Consider the following 22,183-nt stretch of genomic DNA (forward strand, 5'->3'; position numbering starts at 1 on the left):
AGCAAAATAAGTATGAATTGAAGAATTTTTCATAAATTAAGCCTATACTAAATTTATGATTATTGACACAAAAGCTTTGAAATAATTGACAAAAAGGAAATTGTAAGAAAGGAGTGGGAATTATGCAGGAGAATTTTGAAAAATGGAGGGTGGGTATTCCAGATACATTTTATCCGATAAGCGAATTGCAGAAGTATGTTCAATACGGTACTGTCAAATCTTACTTAAAAGATAGTTTAGTTGTTTCACCGGGTGAAGCAATCCATAAATTTATCTATGTGCTTACCGGTAAATTGCAAGTAAACTTTGTGTTCAGCGATGGACGAGAACGGATGGTTTATTTTGGCGGCAAACATTGTATGTTCAACTATTTATTTCAATATAACTCCGACAATCGTATGGCGGCTTATATTATAGCCTTAGAAGACAGCCAACTATGTTTTTTTTCTTGGGAACAGCTTGAAAAGATTTTTCATATGGACGGAAATCTTTTCTTTGAAATAATGAGAAATGAGAGTGCCAAATGCAATTTCTTTATGAAACAGTCGGCCGAGATGGACTTTTTAAATCCGACAATACGGATTGTGAAATTGATTTATCAATTATGCGTCTCTCAGGGGAAGCCTGTTAATAATCATATAGAGGTCAACATTGATTTACCCTTGAGAGATATTTCTGAAATAACCGGAGCTCATTATGTAACCGTCTCCAAAGTATTCTGCACGCTGAATAAGCTTCATATTTTAGATAAGAAGAGAGACAAGATCGTTATTTTTGATATCAGAAAGCTGGAAGAATTAACACAAGAAACACAATTATTCAAACATGATGGCACTGATTATTAGCATTTGTAAAATATTATCATTTATAAAATGATTATTTTCAATTTAGACTGAATCATTTAATTATCTTATTTTGTACAATGTACCTAGTCATCCGATTGACCAAATCGTTAAAAGAGGAGGTGAAAATGATGGGTACATTGTTGATTTTTGTTGCTGGCGTGTTATTTTTAGCCGCGATTCTTTTTATTAAACCTCGCGCCAAAATGGAGCAAATGTGGAGAACAGTAATTAACTGGGTCTTATTCGTGATTTGGTATGCTGTTACCTGGACGGGAATTTCCTTTATCTATATCAACGCATCCGTAGGGCATGTTAAAGCAACGAGTACTGCAATATTCTTATTTGGAGGATTAGCTATCATCCTTGCAGTTGTACTGGCACGTTTGTTAGGCTTCATCACTATTGGAAAAACGAAAAAGACAAATACTGAACAAGCTTGAAAAGAGGTCAAAAAGAATGAGTAGTGAGCAAAAAAAACAACCTCAAATCAACCGAAGGAATTTTCTGAAAGCCGGCGCTGCAGCTACATTCCTTGGTGTTGCCGGAGTATTAAAAACACCTGGTAAGTTTGCAAGTGCAGCAAGCAGTGTGCAATATGCTGCTGCGCCAAAAGGACAATGGTCCAAAATACATCCTGTGCACGATATGGGCAGTGCTGCAGTACACTATGTGGAACATAATGATCAATGGTTGGGAACCACTAAGATCGTTGGAAAGATCAAGAATATCAGCGAAGCTGACGGTGGTGGTGGACTGCTATTAAGAGGTAAACTTGGAGATAAGGCATTTCGAGGATTCATGACCCAAACTCTGAGATCCCCTATAAACACAGCAATTGCTCAAGCCGCTGGTCCTATTGCTTCGCCCGCAGTTATGGAAGGAAAGCCTGCCCCTCAGAAAATGGCGATACCTGATCCCGAGCAAATGTCAATGCACATTAAAGATCTGGCTTACTTTCTGCGTGCAGATGATGTAGCAATTGGTAAAATGCCGGAATATGCCTACTTTTCCTATCATACATTAAACGCGTTTGATTTGGCGAAAAAACCTGTAGAGGAATGCGTCGTGCCTGTAACTGAACGGATGCCATATGTCATCACCGTTTTGAGAGACCAACATTTAGAAACGATGCTGGGTTCCACTGGCTATGACGGGATCAGTGATGCGCAGTCCTTTAATGCTTATCACCTTACAGCTAATATATCTGTCATCATAGCAAATTACATTCGCAAACTTGGTTATAATGCAAGGGCCTCTCATGCTTTCAATAACATTTTGGCAGTTACCCCTTGTCTTATCGCAGCCGGGTTGGGAGAGCTATCCCGCACAGGTAACACCAGTGCCCATCCCCGGCTCGGATTCCGCACTAAAGCTGCTGTCGTTACTACGGATCTGCCGCTTGCTCCGGATAAGCCAATCGATTTTGGCTTGCAGGATTTCTGCAGAGTGTGTAAGAAATGTGCAACGGAATGTCCGGCTCAAGCCATTTCCTATGATGCCGATCCTGTGGAATATAACGGATACTTGCGCTGGAACGTCAATTCTAATACGTGCCAAATATTCCGGGTAACAAACGAAGAAGGTATTTCCTGCGGACGGTGCATGAAAGTCTGCCCATGGAATTCCAAAGAGGATTCATGGTTCCATCAGGCGGGAACCTGGATCGGAAGCCAGAATTCGGCAGGAGCCAGTCTCCTTAAATCGATTGATGATATGTTCGGATATGGTACCGAGCAGATCTTGGATTATAAGTGGTGGCTTGAATGGCCGGAAAACCACAAAATTCCGGAAACATTGACTACAACAAGGACTTCATTGACAGGTGTAAAATAAGATATGAGCGGCGCATCATATCCAACGCTTAATATGGAGCGATTTCCTTCATCTGAGTACGCCACGTGTGTCTGGACAAAGAAGAAATGAAGCGCGGAAAGGTTAGCCACCAAGCAAAGGTGACTAACCTTTCTGCTACATACTCACTGTTATTATTTTCATTTATAAAATATTATCATTTTCAGTTTAGATTGAATAAAATATTTCCATTTTCAATTTAGATTGAATCATTTAATTACCTTATTTTGTACAATGTACCTAGTCATCCGGATTGGCCAAATCGCTAAGAGAGGAGGTGAAAATGATGGGTACATTGTTGATTTTTATTGCTGGCGTGTTATTTTTAGCTGCAATTCTTTTTATTAAACCTCGCGCCAAAATGGAGCAAATGTGGAGAACAGTAATTAACTGGGTCTTATTTGTGATTTGGTATGCTGTTACCTGGACGGGAATTTCCTTTATCTACATCAACGCATCAGTAGGGCATGTTAAAGCAACGAGTACTGCAATATTCCTATTTGGAGGATTAGCTATCATCCTTGCAGTTGTACTGGCACGTTTGTTAGGCTTCATCACTATTGGAAAAACGAAAAAGGCAAATACTGAACAAGCTTGAAAAGAGGTGAAAAAGAATGAGTAGTGAGCAAAAAAAACAACTTCAAATCAACCGAAGGAATTTTCTGAAAGCCGGCGTTGCAGCCACATTCCTTGGTGTTGCCGGAGTATTAAAAACACCTGGTAAGTTTGCAAGTGCAGCAAACAACTACGCTGTGCAGTACGCTGCTGCGCCAAAAGGACAATGGTCCAAAATTCATCCTGTGCACGATATGGGGAGTGCTGCAGTACGCTATGTGGAACATAATGATCAATGGTTGGGAACCACTAAGATCGTTGGAAAGATCAAGAATATCAGCGAAGCTGAAAATGCTACTGCACTGGTAGTAAGACGTCAGCTTGGTGAACTAGGAGCTAACGGGGTTGGAGATAAGGCGTTTCGCGGATACATGACCCAAACTGCGAGACACCCTTTAAACACAGCAATTGGTCAAGCCGCTGTTCTTATTGCTACGCCGGCAGCTGTGTCAGGAAAGCCTAATCCGGATAAATTGGCGATACCTGATCCCGAGCAAATGTCAATGCACATTAAAGATCTGGGTTACTTTCTGCATTGCGACGATATAGCAATTGGCAAAATGCCGGAATATGCCTACTTTTCCCATCATTATCTAAGCTTGAAGGATATGGCGAAAAAACCTATGGAGGAATGCATCGAACCTGTAACCGAACGGTTGCCATATGTCATCGGGATTTTGAAAGACCAACATTTAGAAACGACGCTGGGTTCCACTGGCTATGACGGGATCAGTGATGCGCAGTCCTTTAATGCTTATTCTGCTACAGCTTTTGTATCTGTCATCATAGCAAATTACATCCGCAGGCTTGGTTATAATGCAAGGGCTTCTCATGCTTTCAATAACATTGTGGCAGTTACCCCTTGTCTTGTCGCAGCCGGGTTGGGAGAGATGTGCCGCTTAGGTAACGGCAGTCTCCATCCCCGGCTAGGATTCCGCCATAAAGCTGCTGTCGTTACTACGGATCTGCCGCTTGCTCCGGATAAGCCAATCGATTTTGGCTTGCAGGATTTCTGCAGAGTGTGTAAGAAATGCGCGGAGGAATGTCCGGCTCAAGCCATTTCCTATGATGCCGATACTGTGGAATATAACGGATACCTGCGCTGGAACGTCAGTACTTTAAAGTGCAGTATATTCCGGGTATCAAACGAAGAAGGCGTTTCCTGCGGACGGTGCATGAAAGTCTGCCCATGGAATTCCAAAGAGGATTCATGGTTCCATCAGGCGGGAACCTGGATGGGAAGCCAGAATTCGGCAGGAGCCAGTCTCCTTAGAAAGATTGATGATATGTTCGGATATGGCACCGAGCAGATTTTGGATTATAAATGGTGGCTTGAATATCCGGAAATGTACAAAATTCCGGAAACTATAACTATTAAGTAAAGTCTTCATTGACAAGTGAAAAATAAGATATGAGCTATACCATGTGGTTTCCGCGCCAAATGCGGTCTGCCGATTGGAATCTGGTCGGCATCTGATGATCGGCACATCATATCCAATGCTTAATATGGAGCGATTTCCTTCATCTGAGTACTCCACGTGTGTTTGGACAAAGAAGAGATGAAGCGCGGAAAGGTTAGCCACCAAGCAAAGGGGGCTAACCTTTCTTCTACATACTCACTGCTATTATTTTATTATCTAATACTGGTGTGGCTGCCGATTACGAAAAAATCCTGAAACCTTGTCAAAAACGTGATAGAGGAAGATCTGTAAACCTCCTGGGGATGTGCTCCGGGAGGTTTATCGTCTAAAATATGGATATTTTGAAGGAAAGTGCGGAAATTTAGCGAATTATTCTAAAAGTTTATATTAACAGAAAAGGAAATAGTTCCGTTTTTAAATACAAAAGGTTTTGCATAGAATAACATCTAGGAGATACAAAATCATATCCAATCATATCCAATCTTAATTTACGATCAATGTTGAAAAACAGTAGGAGGAGAGTATGAATAAAAAACGCTGGATTTCTATCGCGGTTATCATTGTTTTGCTGGTGGTATATGTACAGACAGATGTTATTTCCGGGGGAACAAACATGGGGAAATTGGAAAAATCCCTGTTGCCTTCAGAATCCTCATTCACCACCGGGACTTATCAGGAAGGAACCGGTAAAACGATTGCGCTGATCAACGTCAACGGAACTATTCAGTCCACAAGTGATTCATTGTCATCCACCGATACCTATAATCACCAGATATTTTTACAGGAAATTGAAGATGCCTTTACTAATCCTGAGATTCAGGCGGTTGTCCTGGCTATTGATTCGCCTGGCGGCGGGGTATATGAAAGTGATGAGATTTATCAAAAACTGATCAGCTTAAAAGAAAAATACCCAAAACCTTTGGTTGTTTCGATGGGGACATTGGCAGCCTCAGGCGGTTACTTTATTTCGATGCCTGCGGATGAAATTTTGGCGACTCGGGATACGCTGACCGGATCCATCGGCGTCATTATGAGCACGTATAATTACAGCGAGCTGGCAAAAAAATTGGGTGTTGACGAAATTGTCTTCAAAAGCGGTAAAAACAAAGACATCATGAATCCGATGCGTGAAGCGACAGAGGAAGAAAAGCAGATCATGCAGGGAATCATTGATGAGTATTATGGCTATTTTGTCGATGCAGTGGCTAAAGGAAGAAAAATGGACCGTCAGGCCGTCATCAAAGTCGCCGATGGAAGGGTTTATACAGCGACACAGGCCAAATCGCTGGGCCTCATCGATCAGATCGGCGATCTGGATGGAGCTATTGCCGAAGCAGCAAAAATGATTAACGAAAGTGATCCCAACGTTATCCAATATCAAAATGAAACGCTGTTTGATTTGAATCGGCTCTTTTCCATGGTGTCGCCCCAACTTGATTTCTTGGGGATCAAACAGGATTTGCAGGACAGCGCGGTACCTACCGTGATGTACCTGTATCGCTAAAGGAGCGTGAATCATCCATGGATATTGATCATATTACAAACAGCGGTGATCAGACAGCAGAAAGTGCAAATACAGTGGAAAGTGTCAATGTGGTAGATTTAAGAGTCGTTGGTTTTTGGACCCGATTCTGGGCCTTTGTCATTGATCTGGCAGTCATTGCAATGAGCAGTCAGATATTTTTCCGGGTTATATGGCCGGCAGGTCTTGAAACGACAACCATTAAATCATTTGTCCTGATCAATGCACTCTTTCCGGGCATCTGGGGAAGTATATATTTCGTTTTGCTGACGATGTATTTCGGACAAACGCTCGGGAAAATGATCATGGGAATTAAAGTTGTAAGCAAAGATGGAAGCCCTCTCAGCTGGTCTGCGGTGGCCATGCGGGAAGTCGCCGGGAGAACACTGGCACAGCTGCTCGGCACCTACTTGGGTTATTTGATTTGCGCATTTCATCCTCGAAAACAGGCCTTGACCGATATCATCGGCGATACCTATGTGGTTTATGCTGAGGATAAAAAGAGGGGCAGATGGGTTCAGATCCCGGTAGTACCGAGTACCAATGCAGAATAAGCAATTTTATGCGACCCGCCCAATATTTGATAACGAACTGGAACCTGCCACGTTATTAAGAGAGAATATCACGGATGAAGCAATGTTTTCCTACGTGGAAGTGAGCGACTGCACGCTCGATCATATTGAAGCGGACCGGATCACGTTTAAACAAGTCGTCTTCCAAAAAGTCATGTTTACTGAAGCAGCCTTTCCGCGTGCCGACCTGATGAATGTCCGGTTCCAGAATTGTGATTTGTCTAATGCTGACTTTAGTGAAGCGATCCTGCATCGCGTTGAGTTTATTAACTGTAAGCTGATCGGGATTAATTTAAGTGAAGCCACGCTGCGGGATGCGACCTTCGAAAATTGCAATGGCCAATATGCTTTTTTCAGTTATGCGAATTGCAAACAGGTATCCTTTCTGCAATGCCAGCTGGCCTTCGCGGATTTTAAAAATTGTGCATTTACGAAAGTCGAGTTTCCGGATTCCAATCTTCGTCAGACGCAATTCAATTTCACCAAGCTGAAAGGGATCGACTTCACCAGCTGTGATATTGAAGGGCTGGGTGTCAACTTTGCCGACGTGAACGGAGCTGTCGTCAATGCGATGCAGGCTGTTTCTCTGGCCAGCTTGTTCGGACTTGTTATCAAATAAGCAGAACGAGGGCTATAGGCTTATACGTTCAATGAGGATTGGAGGAAAACAAAGATGAACTTCATTGGCAATCTGATTTGGTTGATATTGGGCGGCATTATCGGAGCAATTCTATGGTTTATGGCAGGATTGGTTTTATGTGTCACAATCGTCGGCATTCCTTTTGGCCTTCAGTGTTTTAAAATATCCCTGCTCGTTTTGTGGCCATTCGGCAAAGAAGTTATCCTTGGCAGCTTTGGGGTTGGGGGATTACTTTTGAATATTCTCTGGCTGATTTTCCTGGGATGGGAGCTGGCCGTACATCATTTAATTATCGGCCTTATTTTCTGCATCACCATCGTCGGCATTCCGTTTGGGCTCCAGCATTTTAAGTTTGCTCAGCTGGCTTTGGTTCCCTTTGGTGCAAAAATCGTGGACAAATAAACAATTTTCATTGGTATCCTGATTAATAATGCAGTATAAAAGAACGTCTTTGCCATTCTCCGAATATTTACTTTATCGACAGCGCGGTTCATAACCCGCTGTTTTTCACTTTGTTGAGCGAGGCTTTTCGACGTCCAAGGATGGCAAGGAGCGGCTTGCGAAGGAGGGCGCAATGACGAAAAGCAGTTAGGGTAAATAGACAGGCTGCGTGGTTTATCATGACTTATTTTTATGGCCTGTTGGCAGAATGGTACGCTTATGACGGGAAAATAGAGTTCTCAAATTTATTAAATGCTTTTATGAAACCAATAGAAATTTATAATTGCGTATAGATACTTGTTTGATAGTCTCTTAACTTCTGAATATCTTTAATATAGTAATACCCGTTGGTCTGCTCTATTAGCTTTAATTCCTTTAACTTTTTAATATTCCTTAATGTCGTTATTCGATTTATACCAAGAAGATTGCTAATAAACTGCTGGCTGATCTTAATATTTAACTTAATTTTTGTGTCTTCTTCCACTCCGAAATTTTCGGCAAGTGTTAAAAAAATGTTGCACATCCCCCATTCGGTATCATGATAAAGCAATTCATCAATATGATTCATATTGGAATAAAATTTCTTTGTGAGGGATTGCAAGAGAAAAAGCGTTACATTTAAGTCTGTTGACAAAAGACCCAATAGATCTTCTTTTCTCATAAAGACTAGCGTGGTATCCACACTTGCTTTAAAGTAACAAAAAACCGGAACATTGAAAAGAACATTGGACTCCAAAAAAATACTACTCTTCTCAAGAATGCATATGATCCGTTCATTTCCTTTAGGAGAGAATTCAGAAGCAATGACTCTGCCTTCCTTGACAAAATAAAATCCTTCCATGACGTCTCCGGGAGACGCAATAACTGAATTTTTTTTAAAGAATAATTCCTTGCCATTTTCAGTCAGTGCTTTAGAAAAATTATCAAGCTTGTAGATTCTTGAAAATTCTTCAACGGGTGAGTATTTCATAAAAATCAAACTCCCCAATATTTAATAGTACTTTCCCTTCCTGCATTAATATTATTACACACTAATTATACTTTTATCAAAATAAATAAAATGCAGTCCAGACTACATTTGTAGTGTGGACACCTACTTTAAATTTTGAGACATGATAATTTATGGGTAGAAATATTTTAGGGAGGAGATGCACTATGGATCTAAACAATGAAAAAACTGAAAGCACAAAGCAAGAAAGTACAAAACAAGAAAAGGCCTTTTCTCAAAAATTTAGCAGACGAGGTTTCTTAAAAACCTCAGTCGGAATGGGGGTTGGGGCAGCAGGTGCAGCTATGTTAGGTTACGATGGCATAGCCAATGCTGCAGAGGTCGTACAGCATGATTCATTTCCAGTGGAAGTTTCCGCAGATTACAAACAGTATGATCAAAAAAATCAAGTGATTATGCGTGCTCTTATGGGAGATCCGGCAGTCAAGACTTCATTTGAGACGTATTTCGGGAAACACAATGCGTTGATACCGATAAATACCGGGGACGGTTATGGCAGACTTGAAGAAGCTATGGTAGCCGGCGCCTGGGGTGTAGAAGATGGACTCAATGGTTATCATGCACCGGGTTTTGCCAGTCAGGGACTCTATGAATGGAAGCCCTCACAAGTTAGCGGCAAAGTAAACCCTGATAAATACACTTTTGAGAACCCTGAAGCAGCAAGTCAGGCTGTAAAAAGAGCCGCAAAATTTTTTGGCGCAAGTTTAGTCGGGATAGCCCCGTATGACGAGCGGTGGGTACTTTCACATGTATTCGATATGCAAAAACTGGATAGCGTGCCCAATGAGTTCCCGTTTAAACCTACAAATGTTATTGTTATGGCCATTGAAATGGATTATCAGGCTTTTGAAGCTGCCCCGACTGCTCTCGAACTTGTTGCTACCGGAAATATTTATTCTAATATGGGTGTATTAGTGAATAAGGTCTCTCATTTTATAAGAAGCTTAGGTTATCAGACCATACCGTGCGGCAATGATACTGCTTTAAGTGTTCCTCTGGCTATTCATGCCGGATTGGGAGAACTTAGCAGAATAGGGATTCTTATCACTCCGGAATTTGGACCGAGACAACGGTTATGCAAAATATTTACCGACTTGCCTTTGGCTGTTGACAAACCGATTACTTTTGGGGTTACAGAATTTTGTAAAACCTGCAGGAAGTGCGCCGACGCTTGTCCTTCGCAAGCGATATCGCATGACAAAGAGCCAAGTTTTAAAACGATAACAATCTCCACAAATGGCGGTGCAAAAAAATGGGCGTGCAATGCTGAAAAATGTTTGAAACAGTGGGCAGATGCCGGCACTGACTGCGGAATTTGTATCAAAGTATGTCCGTACAACAAACCGAATGAATGGCATCATGACTTAGTGAAACTGGGGACAAAGACACCCGCGAGACCGATTCTGAGGTTCTTTGATGATCTGTTTGGATATGGAAAAGCAACGGTTCCTGATGCAGTAAAAGAATTCTGGAAAAAATAAGAATGTATTTGTGAGAAAAGGAGAGATAATATGATAATATTTTGGATGTTCCTGGGAGCACTCATCGCGTCATCTTTTTGGTTTGTCTATATCAAATTTCAGGCTGCAGGCAAAATGTCCGTAGCTCGCTGGATTTTAACGTCCATATCTGTACTATGGGGAGCTTTTACGCTGGCTTGGATTGTCAGCAGCATTGCTGAAGGTGAGATGCAGGCTGCCGGTATGGGGCTGTTAATCTTCGGAGCCATTCTTCTTGGACTAATTATCCTTACAGTGCGGTTAAATTCTTTAATATCCTCAAAAAAGAAAGCCAATAAAGTAGAGGCCGCATAATACAGTAAGGCAGATCTTACAGGAGCTGAAATGAAAAACTTAGCAAATAAAATCATCTTGTTTGCAGCAGCTGCCGTATTCCTCATAACGTTAGGTTTCAGCTGGACTTATACAGATCATGATATGATCCCATTTATGAATCAAGTTTTTCCGGAAGCGCAATCTTTTCAAAAGATTGCGTCTTCCCCTGTTATATACGAAGGAAAAACGAAAGATCAAAACGATGAGGAAGAAAAAGTTGGTTACGTCGTAATCGAGCAAGCTGCTGCCTATGGCGGTCCGATCAAAATGGTCACCGGAATTGACTTGCAAGGAAAGATTGTAGGGACGGTTATCGCCGCCCATAAGGATACGCCATCCTTTATTGATAAAGTCATCGACCAGAAATATCTGGAGAGATTCATCGGAAAAGATATCACGGACCCTTTGTGGATTGACAAAGATGTTGACCGTATATCGGGCGCTACTTTTTCTTCCCGCGGGATTGCCAAGGCTATTTCCCAGGGCAGCCATGCCGTAGCCAGGGAGCAATTCGGGATGGATGTTAAGGATGAAGTTCAACCGTTTAAGTTCGGGTCAAAGGAAATTGCCGTCATCGCTTTGGTCATCCTGACGGTGATTGGTGTCACATTCAAACAAAGAAGACTGCGATGGGTTGCCCTGATAGGCAGTCTGGTCTTCATTGGGTTCCAATACAACACATCGATTTCCCTTGCCAACATTGCCGCACTTCTCATGGGGAATTTCCCGTCTATCCGTGAAAATTTGGTTTGGTATATCCTTTTAATCGGAATCCCGGTGATCACCTTTATAATAGGAAAGAATGTTTACTGTTTCTGGCTTTGCCCGTTTGGCGCCTTGCAGGAAATCACGGCAAAAGTAGGCGGCGGTAAATTTAAATGCTGCAATAAAGCAATTGAAGCAAGAGCGGCTAAATTAAGGTATATCCTCATCTACCTGGCACTCATAGGTGCGTTCCTGACGAAGTCGCCGAGTTTTGCCGGTTATGAGCCATTCGCCACTTTGTTTGGCCGGCAGGGGTTTGGTATCCAGTGGCTTATTTTACCGGTCGTGTTTTTCACATCTTTCTTCATCAGCAGGTTCTGGTGCAGATTCTTTTGTCCAGGCTTGATACTCAATGAACTAATTTTGCGTCCCAGGAAATATATCATGGGGATTCTGAAAAAAGGAATCCCAAAAAAAGGGAAATTAAAAAAGGTTCCGGGGATCAAAGGAATCGAAGCAATTGAAGGAATTGAATTAAGATCTGCAAATGAATTGAATAAGATCGAGGTCAAAGAATGAAAAGCAAATTAAGTATGGGAGATATAGTATTTATCTTATTGATTTCGGCTGTCGCCATCATGATTGTGATAAGTGAATGGCAGGCTTTCCAAGCTATTTCTTAAACAAATATCTCAACTTCTCTATGACCTTGGCATTTAGCCTTGGTCATTTTTACGTTGGCGAATTTCAGGATTCCAGATAAAGGGTATAACGGATCAAAAGCCAGGGTCGTTAGTTATCTGGACTACTAGTTAATCTCTGTATTTTGCTATATTCTGAATGTTAGGCAGGATTATACTATTTCTTAAAATATTCTGAGTGACCTTACCACGATTTTATAGACACCCGGAACGCGTGATAAAATAAATCACGGAGGTGTCCAAAATGAGAACATTTGATAAAAACTGATCTAAGATAGAGACTCTCCAATTTGATTTTCTGAAAATTGGTCTTAGGGGGTGAATTAATTTTGAAAGAAATGTTTTCTAGCATCCTCGGATCACAAAGAGTATCAAAGACTTTAATTGAAGCGGGAGAGAAAGTATTTTACAAAAAAAATACAACGATAGCTTCGCCAGGCGAAATCATTGACAAATTTTATTATATTTTAAAGGGAAGGGTATTATGTATAGAATACTCTCCTGAAGGTAACGAAAAAATAGAATTCATTCTTGAAGATGGAAGTATTTTCCTAGAGTCTAATCTGCTTTTCGATGTTCCGGCTTTTACATACTTCAAAGCAGTTGAAGATTCTTATATAATTCATCTATCCAAAAATAAACTTATGGAATTAATATTGAATAATCTGGATATATCATTATTTATTATGGAATCATTGACAAAGAAATTTTTTTCAAGCATGTCTCGGATAGAAGAATTACTTTTTCATGATGTTGAATGGAGAATATGCAATCTTTTTATATCAATGGCCAAATCTTATGGTATCGAAACAGAAAACATGATTAAATTGAATTTCAAAATCAGTCACCAATTTATTGGCCATTTACTCGGGATCAATAGGATCACCAGCATCAAAATTATCAAAAAGCTTAAAGGTATGAATTATATTGAGCAAATTGACGGCTACTACTATATTAAGGATTTAAACGGACTAGAACAGTACCAGGCAAGAAAAAAGATTAAATAATTTTCTTATAAAATACGATTTCAGATATACGAACTAGTAATTTGGGTTCACCACGGTAATCCAGACTACTGGTTCTCTTTTTTTCTCCATGGTATTTTGAATAAAATAAGAAAAAAGGAGGCAAAAACATGACTTTGGTCAAAGTGGATTCTGATGGAAAAAAGTTAAGGCTGAGTAGGCGGAGCTTCTTGAAAAAATCTATAGGAATGGGGGTTGGGGCAGCCGGTGCGGCTTTGTTAGGTTACGAGCTTCCTGGGGTAAACAGCGTAGCGAATGCTGCAGGCATTGAACAACATGATACGATGCCGATGGAGATTTCGAGTGATTACAAACGTTATAATCAAAAGAATACTGTGTTTATGAGAGCTTTTCGCGGGGATCAAATTGTTCAAGCAGACTTTTTTAAGTATGTCGGGAAAAAAACCGGTGAAATCCCTCAAGAAGGCGGAGAGGGCTGGGGCCAGCTTGAATATGCTATGGATGATGCAGCTTGGTCCGTTGAGGATGATGTCAATGGCTATCATGCTCCTGGATTCGCAAATTTAGGATTATATAACTGGGAAGGAAAAGTAAGTCCTAATGCTTACAAATTTCAAACGCCTGAACTTGCAAGCCAAGCGGTAAAAAAGGCAGCCACCTTTTTTGGAGCAGATTTAGTAGGAATCGCACCCTATGATGATAGATGGGTCTACACGGATGTTATCACTGACCCGAAGACGGCGACTTTAAAACCAAATGTCTTCCCGTTTGAACCGACAAACGTAATCGTAATGGCTTTTGAAATGAATTATGAAAGTTTTCAAGCTGCTCCGGCCCTGCTTGAAGGTGCTTCTGCCGGCAATATCTACTCCAATATGGGTGTAACGGCTCATAAGGTGGCAACTTTCTTGAGAAGATTAGGTTATCGGGCCATACCTTGCGGCAATGATACAGCATTAAGTGTTCCCTTGGGCGTTCACGCAGGATTAGGAGAACTTAGCAGAATTGGGATCCTCATTACGCCTAAATATGGACCAAGAGTCAGATTGTGCAAAATCTTTACCAATTTGCCGTTAGCTGTTGATAAACCGATTACTTTCGGGGTTGCAGAATTTTGTAAGACCTGCAGGAAGTGCGCCGACGCTTGTCCTTCACAAGCGATATTGCATGACAAAGAACCAAGTTTTAAAACTATAACGGTATCCACAAGTGGCGGTGTAAAAAAATGGGCTTTAAATGCCGAAAAATGCTTGTCCCAATGGGCACAAGTTGGAACTGACTGTGGAATCTGCGTTAAAGTATGTCCATATAACAAACTTGATGAATGGCACCATGATTTCGTGAAGCTGGGAACAAAAACTCCAGCCCGGCCTATTTTAAGGTTTTTTGATGATTTGTTTGGATATGGGAAGGTAAGCGTTCCAGATGCGACAAAAAATTTCTGGAATAAGTAAGAATATTTCATTGAAAAGAGGAGAGCTAATATGATCATATTCTGGTTAATTCTAGGTGCACTCATGGTATCATCTATATGGTTTGTATATATCAAATTTCAGGCTGCTGGCAAAATGTCCGTAACCCGCTGGGTTTTGACTTCCATATCCGTACTGTGGGGAGCCTTTACCCTGGCCTGGATTGTCAGCAGCATTGCTGAAGGTGAGATGCAGGCTGCCGGTATGGGACTGTTAATCTTCGGAGCCATTCTTCTTGGACTAATTATCCTTACAGTGCGGTTAAATTCTTTGATATCCTCAAAAAAGAAAGCCAATAAAGTAGAGGCCGCATAACATCAGGGTAAGGCAGGACCTTTTGACAGGAGCAAAAATGAAAAAATTATGAAAAAATTTTTAAGTAATATTATTGTTTTTGTAGCAACAGTTATATTCCTCCTAACGTTGGGTTTCAGTTGGACTCATACAGATAACGATATCATACCGTTTATGAATCAAGTTTTTCCGGAAGCGCAATCTTTTCAAAAGATTGCGTCTTCCCCTGTTATATACGAAGGGAAAACGAAAGATCAAAGTGGTAAAGAAGAAAAAATAGGTTACGTCGTAATCGAGCAAGCTGTTGCTTATGGCGGGCCGATCAAAATGGTCACTGGAATCGACCTCAAAGGAAAAATTGTCGGGACAGTTATCGCCGCCCATAAGGATACGCCGTCCTTTATTGATAAGGTCATCGACCAGAAATATCTGGAGAGGTTTATAGGGAAAGATATCACGGACCCTCTGTCGATTGATAAAGATATAGACCGTATATCGGGCGCTACCTTTTCTTCCCGCGGGATAGCCAAAGCGGTTTCCCAGGGCAGCCATGCCGTAGCCAGGGAGCGATTTGGGCTGGATGTGAAGGATGAAGTTCAACCGTTTAAGTTCGGGTCAAAGGAAATTGCCGTCATCGCTTTGGTCATCCTGGCGGTAATTGGCGTCGCATTCAAACAAAGAAAACTGCGCTGGATTGCCCTGATAGGCAGTTTAGTCTTCATTGGCTTTCAATACAACACATCGATTTCCCTTGCTAACATTGCCGCACTATTAATGGGGAATTTCCCGTCTATCCGTGAAAACCTGGTTTGGTATATCCTCTTAATCGGAATCCCGGTGATCACCTTTATCTTAGGAAAAAATGTTTACTGTTTCTGGCTTTGCCCGTTTGGCGCTTTGCAGGAAATCACGGCAAAAGTGGGCGGCGGTAAATTCAAATGCTGCAATAAAGCAATCGAAGCCAAAGCGGCTAAAATAAGATATATACTCATCTACCTGGCACTCATAGGCGCATTCCTGACGAAGTCCCCGAGTTTTGCCGGTTATGAGCCATTTGCTACTTTATTTGGACGGCAGGGGTTCGGCATCCAATGGCTTATTCTACCGGTCGTGTTTTTTACTTCTTTCTTTATCAGCAGATTCTGGTGCAGGTTTTTCTGTCCGGGACTCATCATCAATGAGATCATCTTGCGTCCCAGGAAATATATCATGGGGATTTTAGAAAAAGGGATTCTAGAAAAAGGGACACTGAAAAAGGTTCCGGGAATTGAAAGAACCCAAGGAATCGAAGGAAGATCTGCAAATGAATTGAATAACATCGAGGTTAAACAATGAAAAGCAAATTAAGCATGGGGGATTTATTATTTATTGTATTGATATCGGCTGTCGCTATCATGATTATGATAAGTGAATGGCAGGCTTATCATGCTGTTTCTTAACAAATATTTTGACTTATGTTTGTAATAATATGAAACATCGCATATAAGCAATACTCCAAAAAGTAAGTTTATTAATAATATAAAATTCACTATAGCCCTGGCTTTCAGCCTTGGTTATTTTTTCATTGGCGACTTTTACGGGGGATGGACAGTATCAGCTACCATTTAAGTCGTAATTTTGGCCTGATGGTTTTTTAGCCGTTGCAAATCTTTAATAAAATAATAGCCGTTTGTTTGCTCGATTAAATTCATTTCTTTTAATTTATTGATCACCTTTATGGCCGTACCTCTATTGACACCCAGCATGTCACTAATAAACTGCTGACTGATTTTAATATTCAGCTTTATTTTATTTTCTATTTCTATTCCAAAATTATCGGCAAATGTTAATAATAGGCGGCATAGTCTCCATTCTGAGTCATGAGCCAGCAGTTCAGTGAAAAAATAACCACTTGCTAAAAATTTGCAGGTAATCGATCGTAACATTAATAGCGTTACATCAAAGTCGGTTTGTAACAAATTCAAAAAGTTTTCTTTCTTAAAAAAAAGTAAATGCGAAGGCTCCATGGTTTTGAAATAACCATCACTAGGAATACTGAAAATTGCGTTGGCTTCCAAAAAGATACTTCCCTTGTCTATAAGGCCACATACATATTCATCACCATTTGTAGAGTATACACAAGATTTAACCAGTCCATCTTTTAGATAATAAAATCCATCGGGGACATCTCCGGCAGAAACAAGTATCTTATTTCTGGCAAAGAAAACTTCTTCTCCTACGTCCAATAATTTTTGAGAGATATTAGAAAGTTTGATGATTTGTGTAAAATTATCTTTTCTAATTTCTTTCATAAATGGCACACTCACCTTCGATAGATTTTCCTGAAATTCATCTAGGGTATAAAGCATCATAATTTCGTTGTTAGAGGATATTTCTTTAATATGATCCTGCAATATTGTTTTGACAATATTTAGTGTACACCAATTTTTTGTCAGAGACCAGCCTAATTTTTTTTATTACGCTTGATTCTCCCTTTTAATATTAAAACAACTAATTCTATTTTGTCCTAAAATTTAATTAATGTTGTATAGTGAACATCTGTTGAATAGAGATCTATTCATTATATTTTATTTTATCTATGATATTTGTAGTTCAAATATTTTAAGGAGGAGATAAGGTATGATTCCTGAAAATGACAAAGAGAAAAAAACTCAGAAGAAAAAAACCTTTTCCAAAGAATTTAGCAGACGCGGTTTTTTGAAGACCTCTCTAGGAGTAGGGGTTGGAGCAGCAGGTGCCGCATTGTTCGGTTCTGAACTGCTGGGAAGTAATAGCATCGCCAATGCACAAGTTGTCGAGCATGATGACATGCCGGTGGAAATCTCCAGTGACTACAAACGGTATAGCATGGCTTCTCAGGCTCCGATTGGTGCTGTCTCTGCAGAATATGCCGGAAAAAGGTTTGGGACAATACCTCAAGAAGGAGGAGAGGGCTGGGGACAGCTTGAGTTCGCCTTTGATCATGCCTGCTGGTCGATTGAAGAGGATATCAATAAGGGTCTGGGCGCTCCGGGTTTTCAATCGCAAGGGTTATTTACTTGGGAAGGTGAAGTAAACCCCAACAAGTACCAATTTGAAAGCCCCGAAGCTGCGAGCGCGATCATCAAAAGAGTAACAAAATTCTGGGGATCATGTAAGGTCGGGATTGGCCCTTATGATGAACGGTGGCTCTTTTCTGAAGTTCTCGATCTCGCAACGGGTAAACCTGTTCCAAATAAGTTACCGTTTACGCCTACAAATGTTATTGTGGCGCTTTTTGAAATGGATTATGACTGCTATCAGACTGCCCCGGCTTTGCCCCAAGGGGCTGCTTCCGGCAATGAATACTCCGATGCGGGTGTTCTCCTCCATAAGTTGGCTAAATTTATCAGGACATTAGGCTACCAGGCCATACCTTGTTCCAATGATACGGCTTTAAGTATTCCCTTGGCAATTCAGGCCGGCCTAGGGGAGATCAGCAGAATCGGTATTATGGTCACTAAGGAATATGGGCCGAGAGTGCGGATATATAAATTGTTCACGGATATGCCATTGGCTATTGATAAACCGGTTACCTTCGGAGCGATGGAATTCTGCAAAACCTGCATGAAATGTGCTGACGCTTGCCCGTCACAAGCCATATCCCATGATGTAGAACCAAGTTTTAAAACATCTTCCATAACGAATCCAGGAGTCAAAAAATGGGCTCAAGATGGCGTGAAGTGTATGACCCAATGGTCAAAAGTCGGTACTGACTGCGGTATTTGTATTAAGGTCTGCCCTTACAACAAACGCCAGGAATGGCATCACGACTTAGTAAGGTTGGGCACAGAAACACCTGCAAAACCCGTTCTGAGGTTCTTTGACGATTTGTTCGGTTATGGTAAGATTTCTGTTCCGGATGCAATAAAGGAATTCTGGAATAAATAAGAAAAGAGGAGAGGTAATATGATTATTTTCTGGTTAATCTTGGGAGCACTCATGGCATCATCCATATGGTTCGTATATATCAAATTCCAGGCTGCAGGAAAAATGTCCTTAGCCCGCTGGATCTTAACGGCAATATCCGTGATCTGGGGAGCATTTCTCCTGGCTTGGATCGTCTACAGCATTGCCGAAGGTGAGATGCAGGCTGCAGGCATGGGGCTGTTAATCTTCGGAGCGATCCTTCTTGTCTTAGTTATCGTTACGGTACGGTTAAATTCTTTAATACCCTCCAAAAAGAAAGCTGATAAAGTAGAGGCCGCATAATTTCAGTCAGGCAGACCTTTAACAGGAGCAAGAAATGAAAAACTCAGCAAATAAAATCATTGTGTTTGCAGCAGTTATATTCCTCATAACGTTAGGTTTCAGCTGGACTCATACAGATAACGATATCATGCCTTTTATGAATCAAGTTTTTCCGGAAGCGCAATCTTTTCAAAAGATTGCGTCTTCCCCTGTTATATACGAAGGGCAAACAAAAGATCAAAACGGCAGCGAAGAAAAAATAGGCTACGTCGTAATCGAGCAAGCGGTTGCTTATGGCGGTCCGATCAAGATGGTTACCGGAATTAACCTGCAAGGAAAAATTGTCGGGACGGTTATCGCCGCACACAAGGATACACCATCATTTATCGATAATATTCTAGATCAGAAATATTTGGAAAGATTTATCGGAAAAGACATCACAGATCCTTTATCCATTAACAAGGATATCGACCGGATATCGGGCGCAACCTTTTCTACAAGGGGGATAGCCAAAGCGGTTTCCCAGGGAAGCCATGCCGTAGCCAGGAGCGAGTTCGGGCTGAATGTTAAGGATGAAGTGGAACCGTTTAAGTTCGGATCCAAGGAAATTGCCGTCATAGCGTTGGTCATCCTGATGGTGATTGGCGTGGCATTCAAACAAAAAAAATTACGCTGGCTTGCCCTTTTAGGAAGTTTAGTCATCATTGGTTTCCAATATAATACGCCCATTTCGCTTGCAAATATTACCGGACTTCTCATGGGGAATTTCCCGTCTATTCGTGAAAACCTCGTTTGGTATATCCTCTTAATCGGCATCCCGGTGATCACCTTTATCTTAGGAAAGAATGTTTACTGTTTCTGGCTTTGCCCGTTTGGTGCTTTGCAGGAAATCACGGCCAAAGTAGGCGGCGGCAAATTCAAATGCTGCAATAAAGCAGTCGAAGCCAAAGCGGCTAAAATAAGATATGTACTCATCTACCTGGCACTCATAGGCGCATTCCTGACAAAATCACCGAGTTTTGCCGGCTACGAACCTTTTGCTACTTTGTTTGGCCGGCAGGGGTTCGGCATTCAGTGGCTTATCTTGCCGGTCGTGATTTTTAGTTCCTTCTTTATCAGCAGATTCTGGTGCAGGTTTTTCTGTCCGGGCTTGATACTCAATGAGATCATTTTGCGCCCTAGGAGATATATTATGGGGATTTTAGAAAAAGCCAAATTGAAAAAAGTTCGGGGAAGTAAAGGAATCAAAGGAATCGAAGCAATTGAAGTAAGATCTGCAAATGAATTGGATAACATCGAGGTAAAAGAATGAAAAGCAAATTAAGCATGGAGGATTTATTATTTATCTTATTGACTTTGGCTGTCGCCATCATGATTGTAATAAGTGAAGTTCAGTCTCACCATGTTATTTCTTAATAAATATTTAGATTCTTCGCCCCGTCTACACACGGATCCGCTAAAAGCGGATCAATCACGTTAGCCATAGCCACAAAAGAACTGGTGACAGTTTGATAGACTGTCACCAGTTCTTTTAGAAGATAAAGTCCTCAAAAATTACGCCTTAAAATCGTTCCGATTAACTGGATACGTTGAGAATTGCTTCACGTCATACTTATAAAGCTCCGGAAGCTCCGTGAGTTCCGTGAGTTCCGTGAGTTGCAGCAGGTGCAGCAGAGTTAATGCGTTTGAGAGTTGCTTCAACGTCATACTTATAAAGTTCCGGATACTCCAGCCACCACTTATATTTCTCAATCTGTTCCGTGCCGTATCCGAACATATCATCGATACCTTTAAGCAATTTTGAAGCATTCTCTCCTTTACTGCCAATCCACAAGCCAGCTTCATGGAACCAAGAATCTTCTTTGGAGTTCCAAGGACATACTTTCACACATCTTCCGCAGCTGACGCCTTCATCGTTAGCAGCGCGGAATACCGTACACTTCTTAGAATCAGTATTCCAACGGAGATAACCATTGTGCGGTACAGGGTCATCATCAAAGCTAATAGCTTGAGAAGGACAGTTATCCGCACACTTTTTACATACTCTGCAGAAATCCTGCAGACCAAAATCAATCGGTTTATCCGTTGCCAAAGGCAAATCCGTTGTAACTGCTGAAGTTTTATGACGGAAACCAATACGAGGATGAAGAGCAGTATCAACTGTCCTGGTAAGTTCACCCATTCCGCAGGCAATCAGACAAGGTGGAATAAGAACCTCGTAATTCCCAAAATGATGGGCCCTGGCATGATAACCCAACTGACGAATATAACTTGCCATGATGATTGCCGCATTGGCAGCGGCATGGTAACACCGATTCGATTGGGTGACACCCATGGCGTCATATCCTGTTGAACCCAACCAAGTTTCCAAATGCATCTCTACAGCCATACAAATAACGTAAGGCATTTTATCTGTGATAGGCACCTTTCCAAATGGTGTATTGATGGGAACAGCTTGCATGAGATATGCGGCTAAGGGCGGTTCCATGTTACTTTCGTAATAAGCAAAATCAGGCATATTGCCGATACCTACTTCGTCTGCTCGAAGGTAATAGGCGAAATCTTTAATATGCTGGGACATCTGTTCAGGGTCTGGTATAGGCAATTTATGCGGATTTGGCTCTCCTGTAAGCATAGATATACCTGAGACTGCTCCAATAGCACTTGCAAACGGTAATGCCATAGGATGTCTAAACAGTGTAGTAAAAAGTCCGGCCCTTGCTTTATCACCCAATTCTCCTGATACAGCCAGGGCAAATCCGGCATCTTTCTCATTGGTTTGCTTCACTTTTCCAACAATCTTGGTTGTCCCCAGCCATTGATCGTTATTTTCGACATAACGGACGGATGCACCGCCATAATTCGCTTTAGGACGCAATTTTGACCATTGTCCTTTGGTGGTCTGATAGTCCAAACTAGGTGATGCTACCGCTGCGTTGGCGATCTTGGCGGGTGCCGCAATCGCACCCATGACGCCCATTGCAGTGGCTGCTACCCCGGTTTTCAGAAAACCACGGCGGCTTATTCCTTTTTCTTTATTTTCTGAATTTACGGACATTAATTTT

The 22,183-nt window shown here is 41.4% G+C and carries 22 protein-coding genes; 19 read left to right on the top strand and 3 right to left on the bottom strand.

From position 1 onward, the window contains the following. The first annotated feature begins 122 nt into the window (after positions 1-122). The 9 genes from NC238_12535 (at position 123) to NC238_12575 (ending at position 7,868) form a co-directional block, all read left to right on the top strand. Positions 123-845 (top strand): Crp/Fnr family transcriptional regulator, encoded by a 723-nt coding sequence (locus NC238_12535; protein MCM1566743.1) that lies wholly within the window; start codon positions 123-125, stop codon positions 843-845. Positions 846-970: 125 nt separating this feature from the next. After that, positions 971-1,285 carry a dehalogenase gene (locus NC238_12540; protein MCM1566744.1) on the top strand — a complete coding sequence of 105 codons (315 nt, stop codon included), beginning with the start codon at positions 971-973 and terminating at the stop codon, positions 1,283-1,285. Between the two features lie 16 nt (positions 1,286-1,301). After that, positions 1,302-2,678, top strand: a complete 1,377-nt coding sequence (locus tag NC238_12545; protein MCM1566745.1) for a reductive dehalogenase — start codon at positions 1,302-1,304, stop codon at positions 2,676-2,678. Between the two features lie 304 nt (positions 2,679-2,982). Beyond that, entirely contained in the window at positions 2,983-3,294 is a 312-nt protein-coding gene (locus NC238_12550) for a dehalogenase (GenBank protein ID MCM1566746.1), read from the top strand. Positions 3,295-3,310: 16 nt separating this feature from the next. Then, on the top strand, positions 3,311-4,693 hold the full coding sequence (locus tag NC238_12555) for a reductive dehalogenase (protein ID MCM1566747.1): 1,383 nt from the start codon (positions 3,311-3,313) through the stop codon (positions 4,691-4,693). Positions 4,694-5,255: 562 nt separating this feature from the next. Beyond that, positions 5,256-6,236, top strand: coding sequence for a signal peptide peptidase SppA (gene sppA, locus NC238_12560; protein MCM1566748.1), 981 nt, complete (start codon positions 5,256-5,258; stop codon positions 6,234-6,236). Between the two features lie 17 nt (positions 6,237-6,253). Next, positions 6,254-6,808, top strand: coding sequence for an RDD family protein (locus NC238_12565; protein MCM1566749.1), 555 nt, complete (start codon positions 6,254-6,256; stop codon positions 6,806-6,808). Then, entirely contained in the window at positions 6,798-7,445 is a 648-nt protein-coding gene (locus NC238_12570) for a pentapeptide repeat-containing protein (GenBank protein ID MCM1566750.1), read from the top strand. Before NC238_12565 ends, NC238_12570 begins: the two co-directional genes overlap by 11 nt. Before the next feature lie 54 nt (positions 7,446-7,499). Next, entirely contained in the window at positions 7,500-7,868 is a 369-nt protein-coding gene (locus NC238_12575) for a YccF domain-containing protein (GenBank protein ID MCM1566751.1), read from the top strand. 316 nt (positions 7,869-8,184) lie between these two features. Here NC238_12575 and NC238_12580 read toward each other — a convergent pair whose 3' ends face one another. Then, complete coding sequence (locus NC238_12580) at positions 8,185-8,877, bottom strand: Crp/Fnr family transcriptional regulator (GenBank protein MCM1566752.1); 693 nt, start codon at positions 8,875-8,877, stop codon at positions 8,185-8,187. A 185-nt stretch (positions 8,878-9,062) separates the two neighbouring features. On the opposite strand from NC238_12580, the gene NC238_12585 reads away from it, so the two are divergent. The 7 genes from NC238_12585 (at position 9,063) to NC238_12615 (ending at position 16,244) form a co-directional block, all read left to right on the top strand. After that, positions 9,063-10,397 carry a reductive dehalogenase gene (locus tag NC238_12585; GenBank protein MCM1566753.1) on the top strand — a complete coding sequence of 445 codons (1,335 nt, stop codon included), beginning with the start codon at positions 9,063-9,065 and terminating at the stop codon, positions 10,395-10,397. A gap of 30 nt (positions 10,398-10,427) precedes the next feature. Next, positions 10,428-10,730 carry a dehalogenase gene (locus NC238_12590; protein MCM1566754.1) on the top strand — a complete coding sequence of 101 codons (303 nt, stop codon included), beginning with the start codon at positions 10,428-10,430 and terminating at the stop codon, positions 10,728-10,730. 30 nt (positions 10,731-10,760) lie between these two features. Continuing rightward, positions 10,761-12,035, top strand: coding sequence for a 4Fe-4S binding protein (locus NC238_12595; protein ID MCM1566755.1), 1,275 nt, complete (start codon positions 10,761-10,763; stop codon positions 12,033-12,035). 460 nt (positions 12,036-12,495) lie between these two features. Beyond that, positions 12,496-13,164, top strand: coding sequence for a Crp/Fnr family transcriptional regulator (locus NC238_12600; protein MCM1566756.1), 669 nt, complete (start codon positions 12,496-12,498; stop codon positions 13,162-13,164). Positions 13,165-13,292: 128 nt separating this feature from the next. Then, positions 13,293-14,597 carry a reductive dehalogenase gene (locus NC238_12605; GenBank protein ID MCM1566757.1) on the top strand — a complete coding sequence of 435 codons (1,305 nt, stop codon included), beginning with the start codon at positions 13,293-13,295 and terminating at the stop codon, positions 14,595-14,597. 30 nt (positions 14,598-14,627) lie between these two features. After that, a complete protein-coding gene (locus NC238_12610; protein MCM1566758.1) occupies positions 14,628-14,930 on the top strand; it encodes a dehalogenase in 303 nt (100 codons plus the stop codon). Between the two features lie 48 nt (positions 14,931-14,978). Next, positions 14,979-16,244 carry a 4Fe-4S binding protein gene (locus tag NC238_12615; protein MCM1566759.1) on the top strand — a complete coding sequence of 422 codons (1,266 nt, stop codon included), beginning with the start codon at positions 14,979-14,981 and terminating at the stop codon, positions 16,242-16,244. Between the two features lie 269 nt (positions 16,245-16,513). Here the strand turns inward: NC238_12615 and NC238_12620 are convergent, their stop codons facing one another. Next, positions 16,514-17,200: a Crp/Fnr family transcriptional regulator gene (locus NC238_12620; protein ID MCM1566760.1), complete on the bottom strand. Its 687-nt coding sequence runs from the start codon at positions 17,198-17,200 to the stop codon at positions 16,514-16,516. Positions 17,201-17,528: 328 nt separating this feature from the next. On the opposite strand from NC238_12620, the gene NC238_12625 reads away from it, so the two are divergent. From NC238_12625 to NC238_12635, 3 genes are read left to right on the top strand one after another with little or no spacing between them, the layout of a single operon-like run. Continuing rightward, complete coding sequence (locus tag NC238_12625; GenBank protein ID MCM1566761.1) at positions 17,529-18,818, top strand: reductive dehalogenase; 1,290 nt, start codon at positions 17,529-17,531, stop codon at positions 18,816-18,818. Positions 18,819-18,836: 18 nt separating this feature from the next. Beyond that, positions 18,837-19,139, top strand: a complete 303-nt coding sequence (locus NC238_12630; protein ID MCM1566762.1) for a dehalogenase — start codon at positions 18,837-18,839, stop codon at positions 19,137-19,139. A gap of 34 nt (positions 19,140-19,173) precedes the next feature. Further along, positions 19,174-20,430 carry a 4Fe-4S binding protein gene (locus NC238_12635; GenBank protein ID MCM1566763.1) on the top strand — a complete coding sequence of 419 codons (1,257 nt, stop codon included), beginning with the start codon at positions 19,174-19,176 and terminating at the stop codon, positions 20,428-20,430. A gap of 300 nt (positions 20,431-20,730) precedes the next feature. Here NC238_12635 and NC238_12640 read toward each other — a convergent pair whose 3' ends face one another. Next, positions 20,731-22,176, bottom strand: coding sequence for a reductive dehalogenase (locus tag NC238_12640; GenBank protein MCM1566764.1), 1,446 nt, complete (start codon positions 22,174-22,176; stop codon positions 20,731-20,733). Between the last annotated feature and the right edge of the window lie 7 nt (positions 22,177-22,183).

The sequence above is a fragment of the Dehalobacter sp. genome (assembly GCA_023667845.1).
Lineage (GTDB): Bacteria > Bacillota > Desulfitobacteriia > Desulfitobacteriales > Syntrophobotulaceae > Dehalobacter.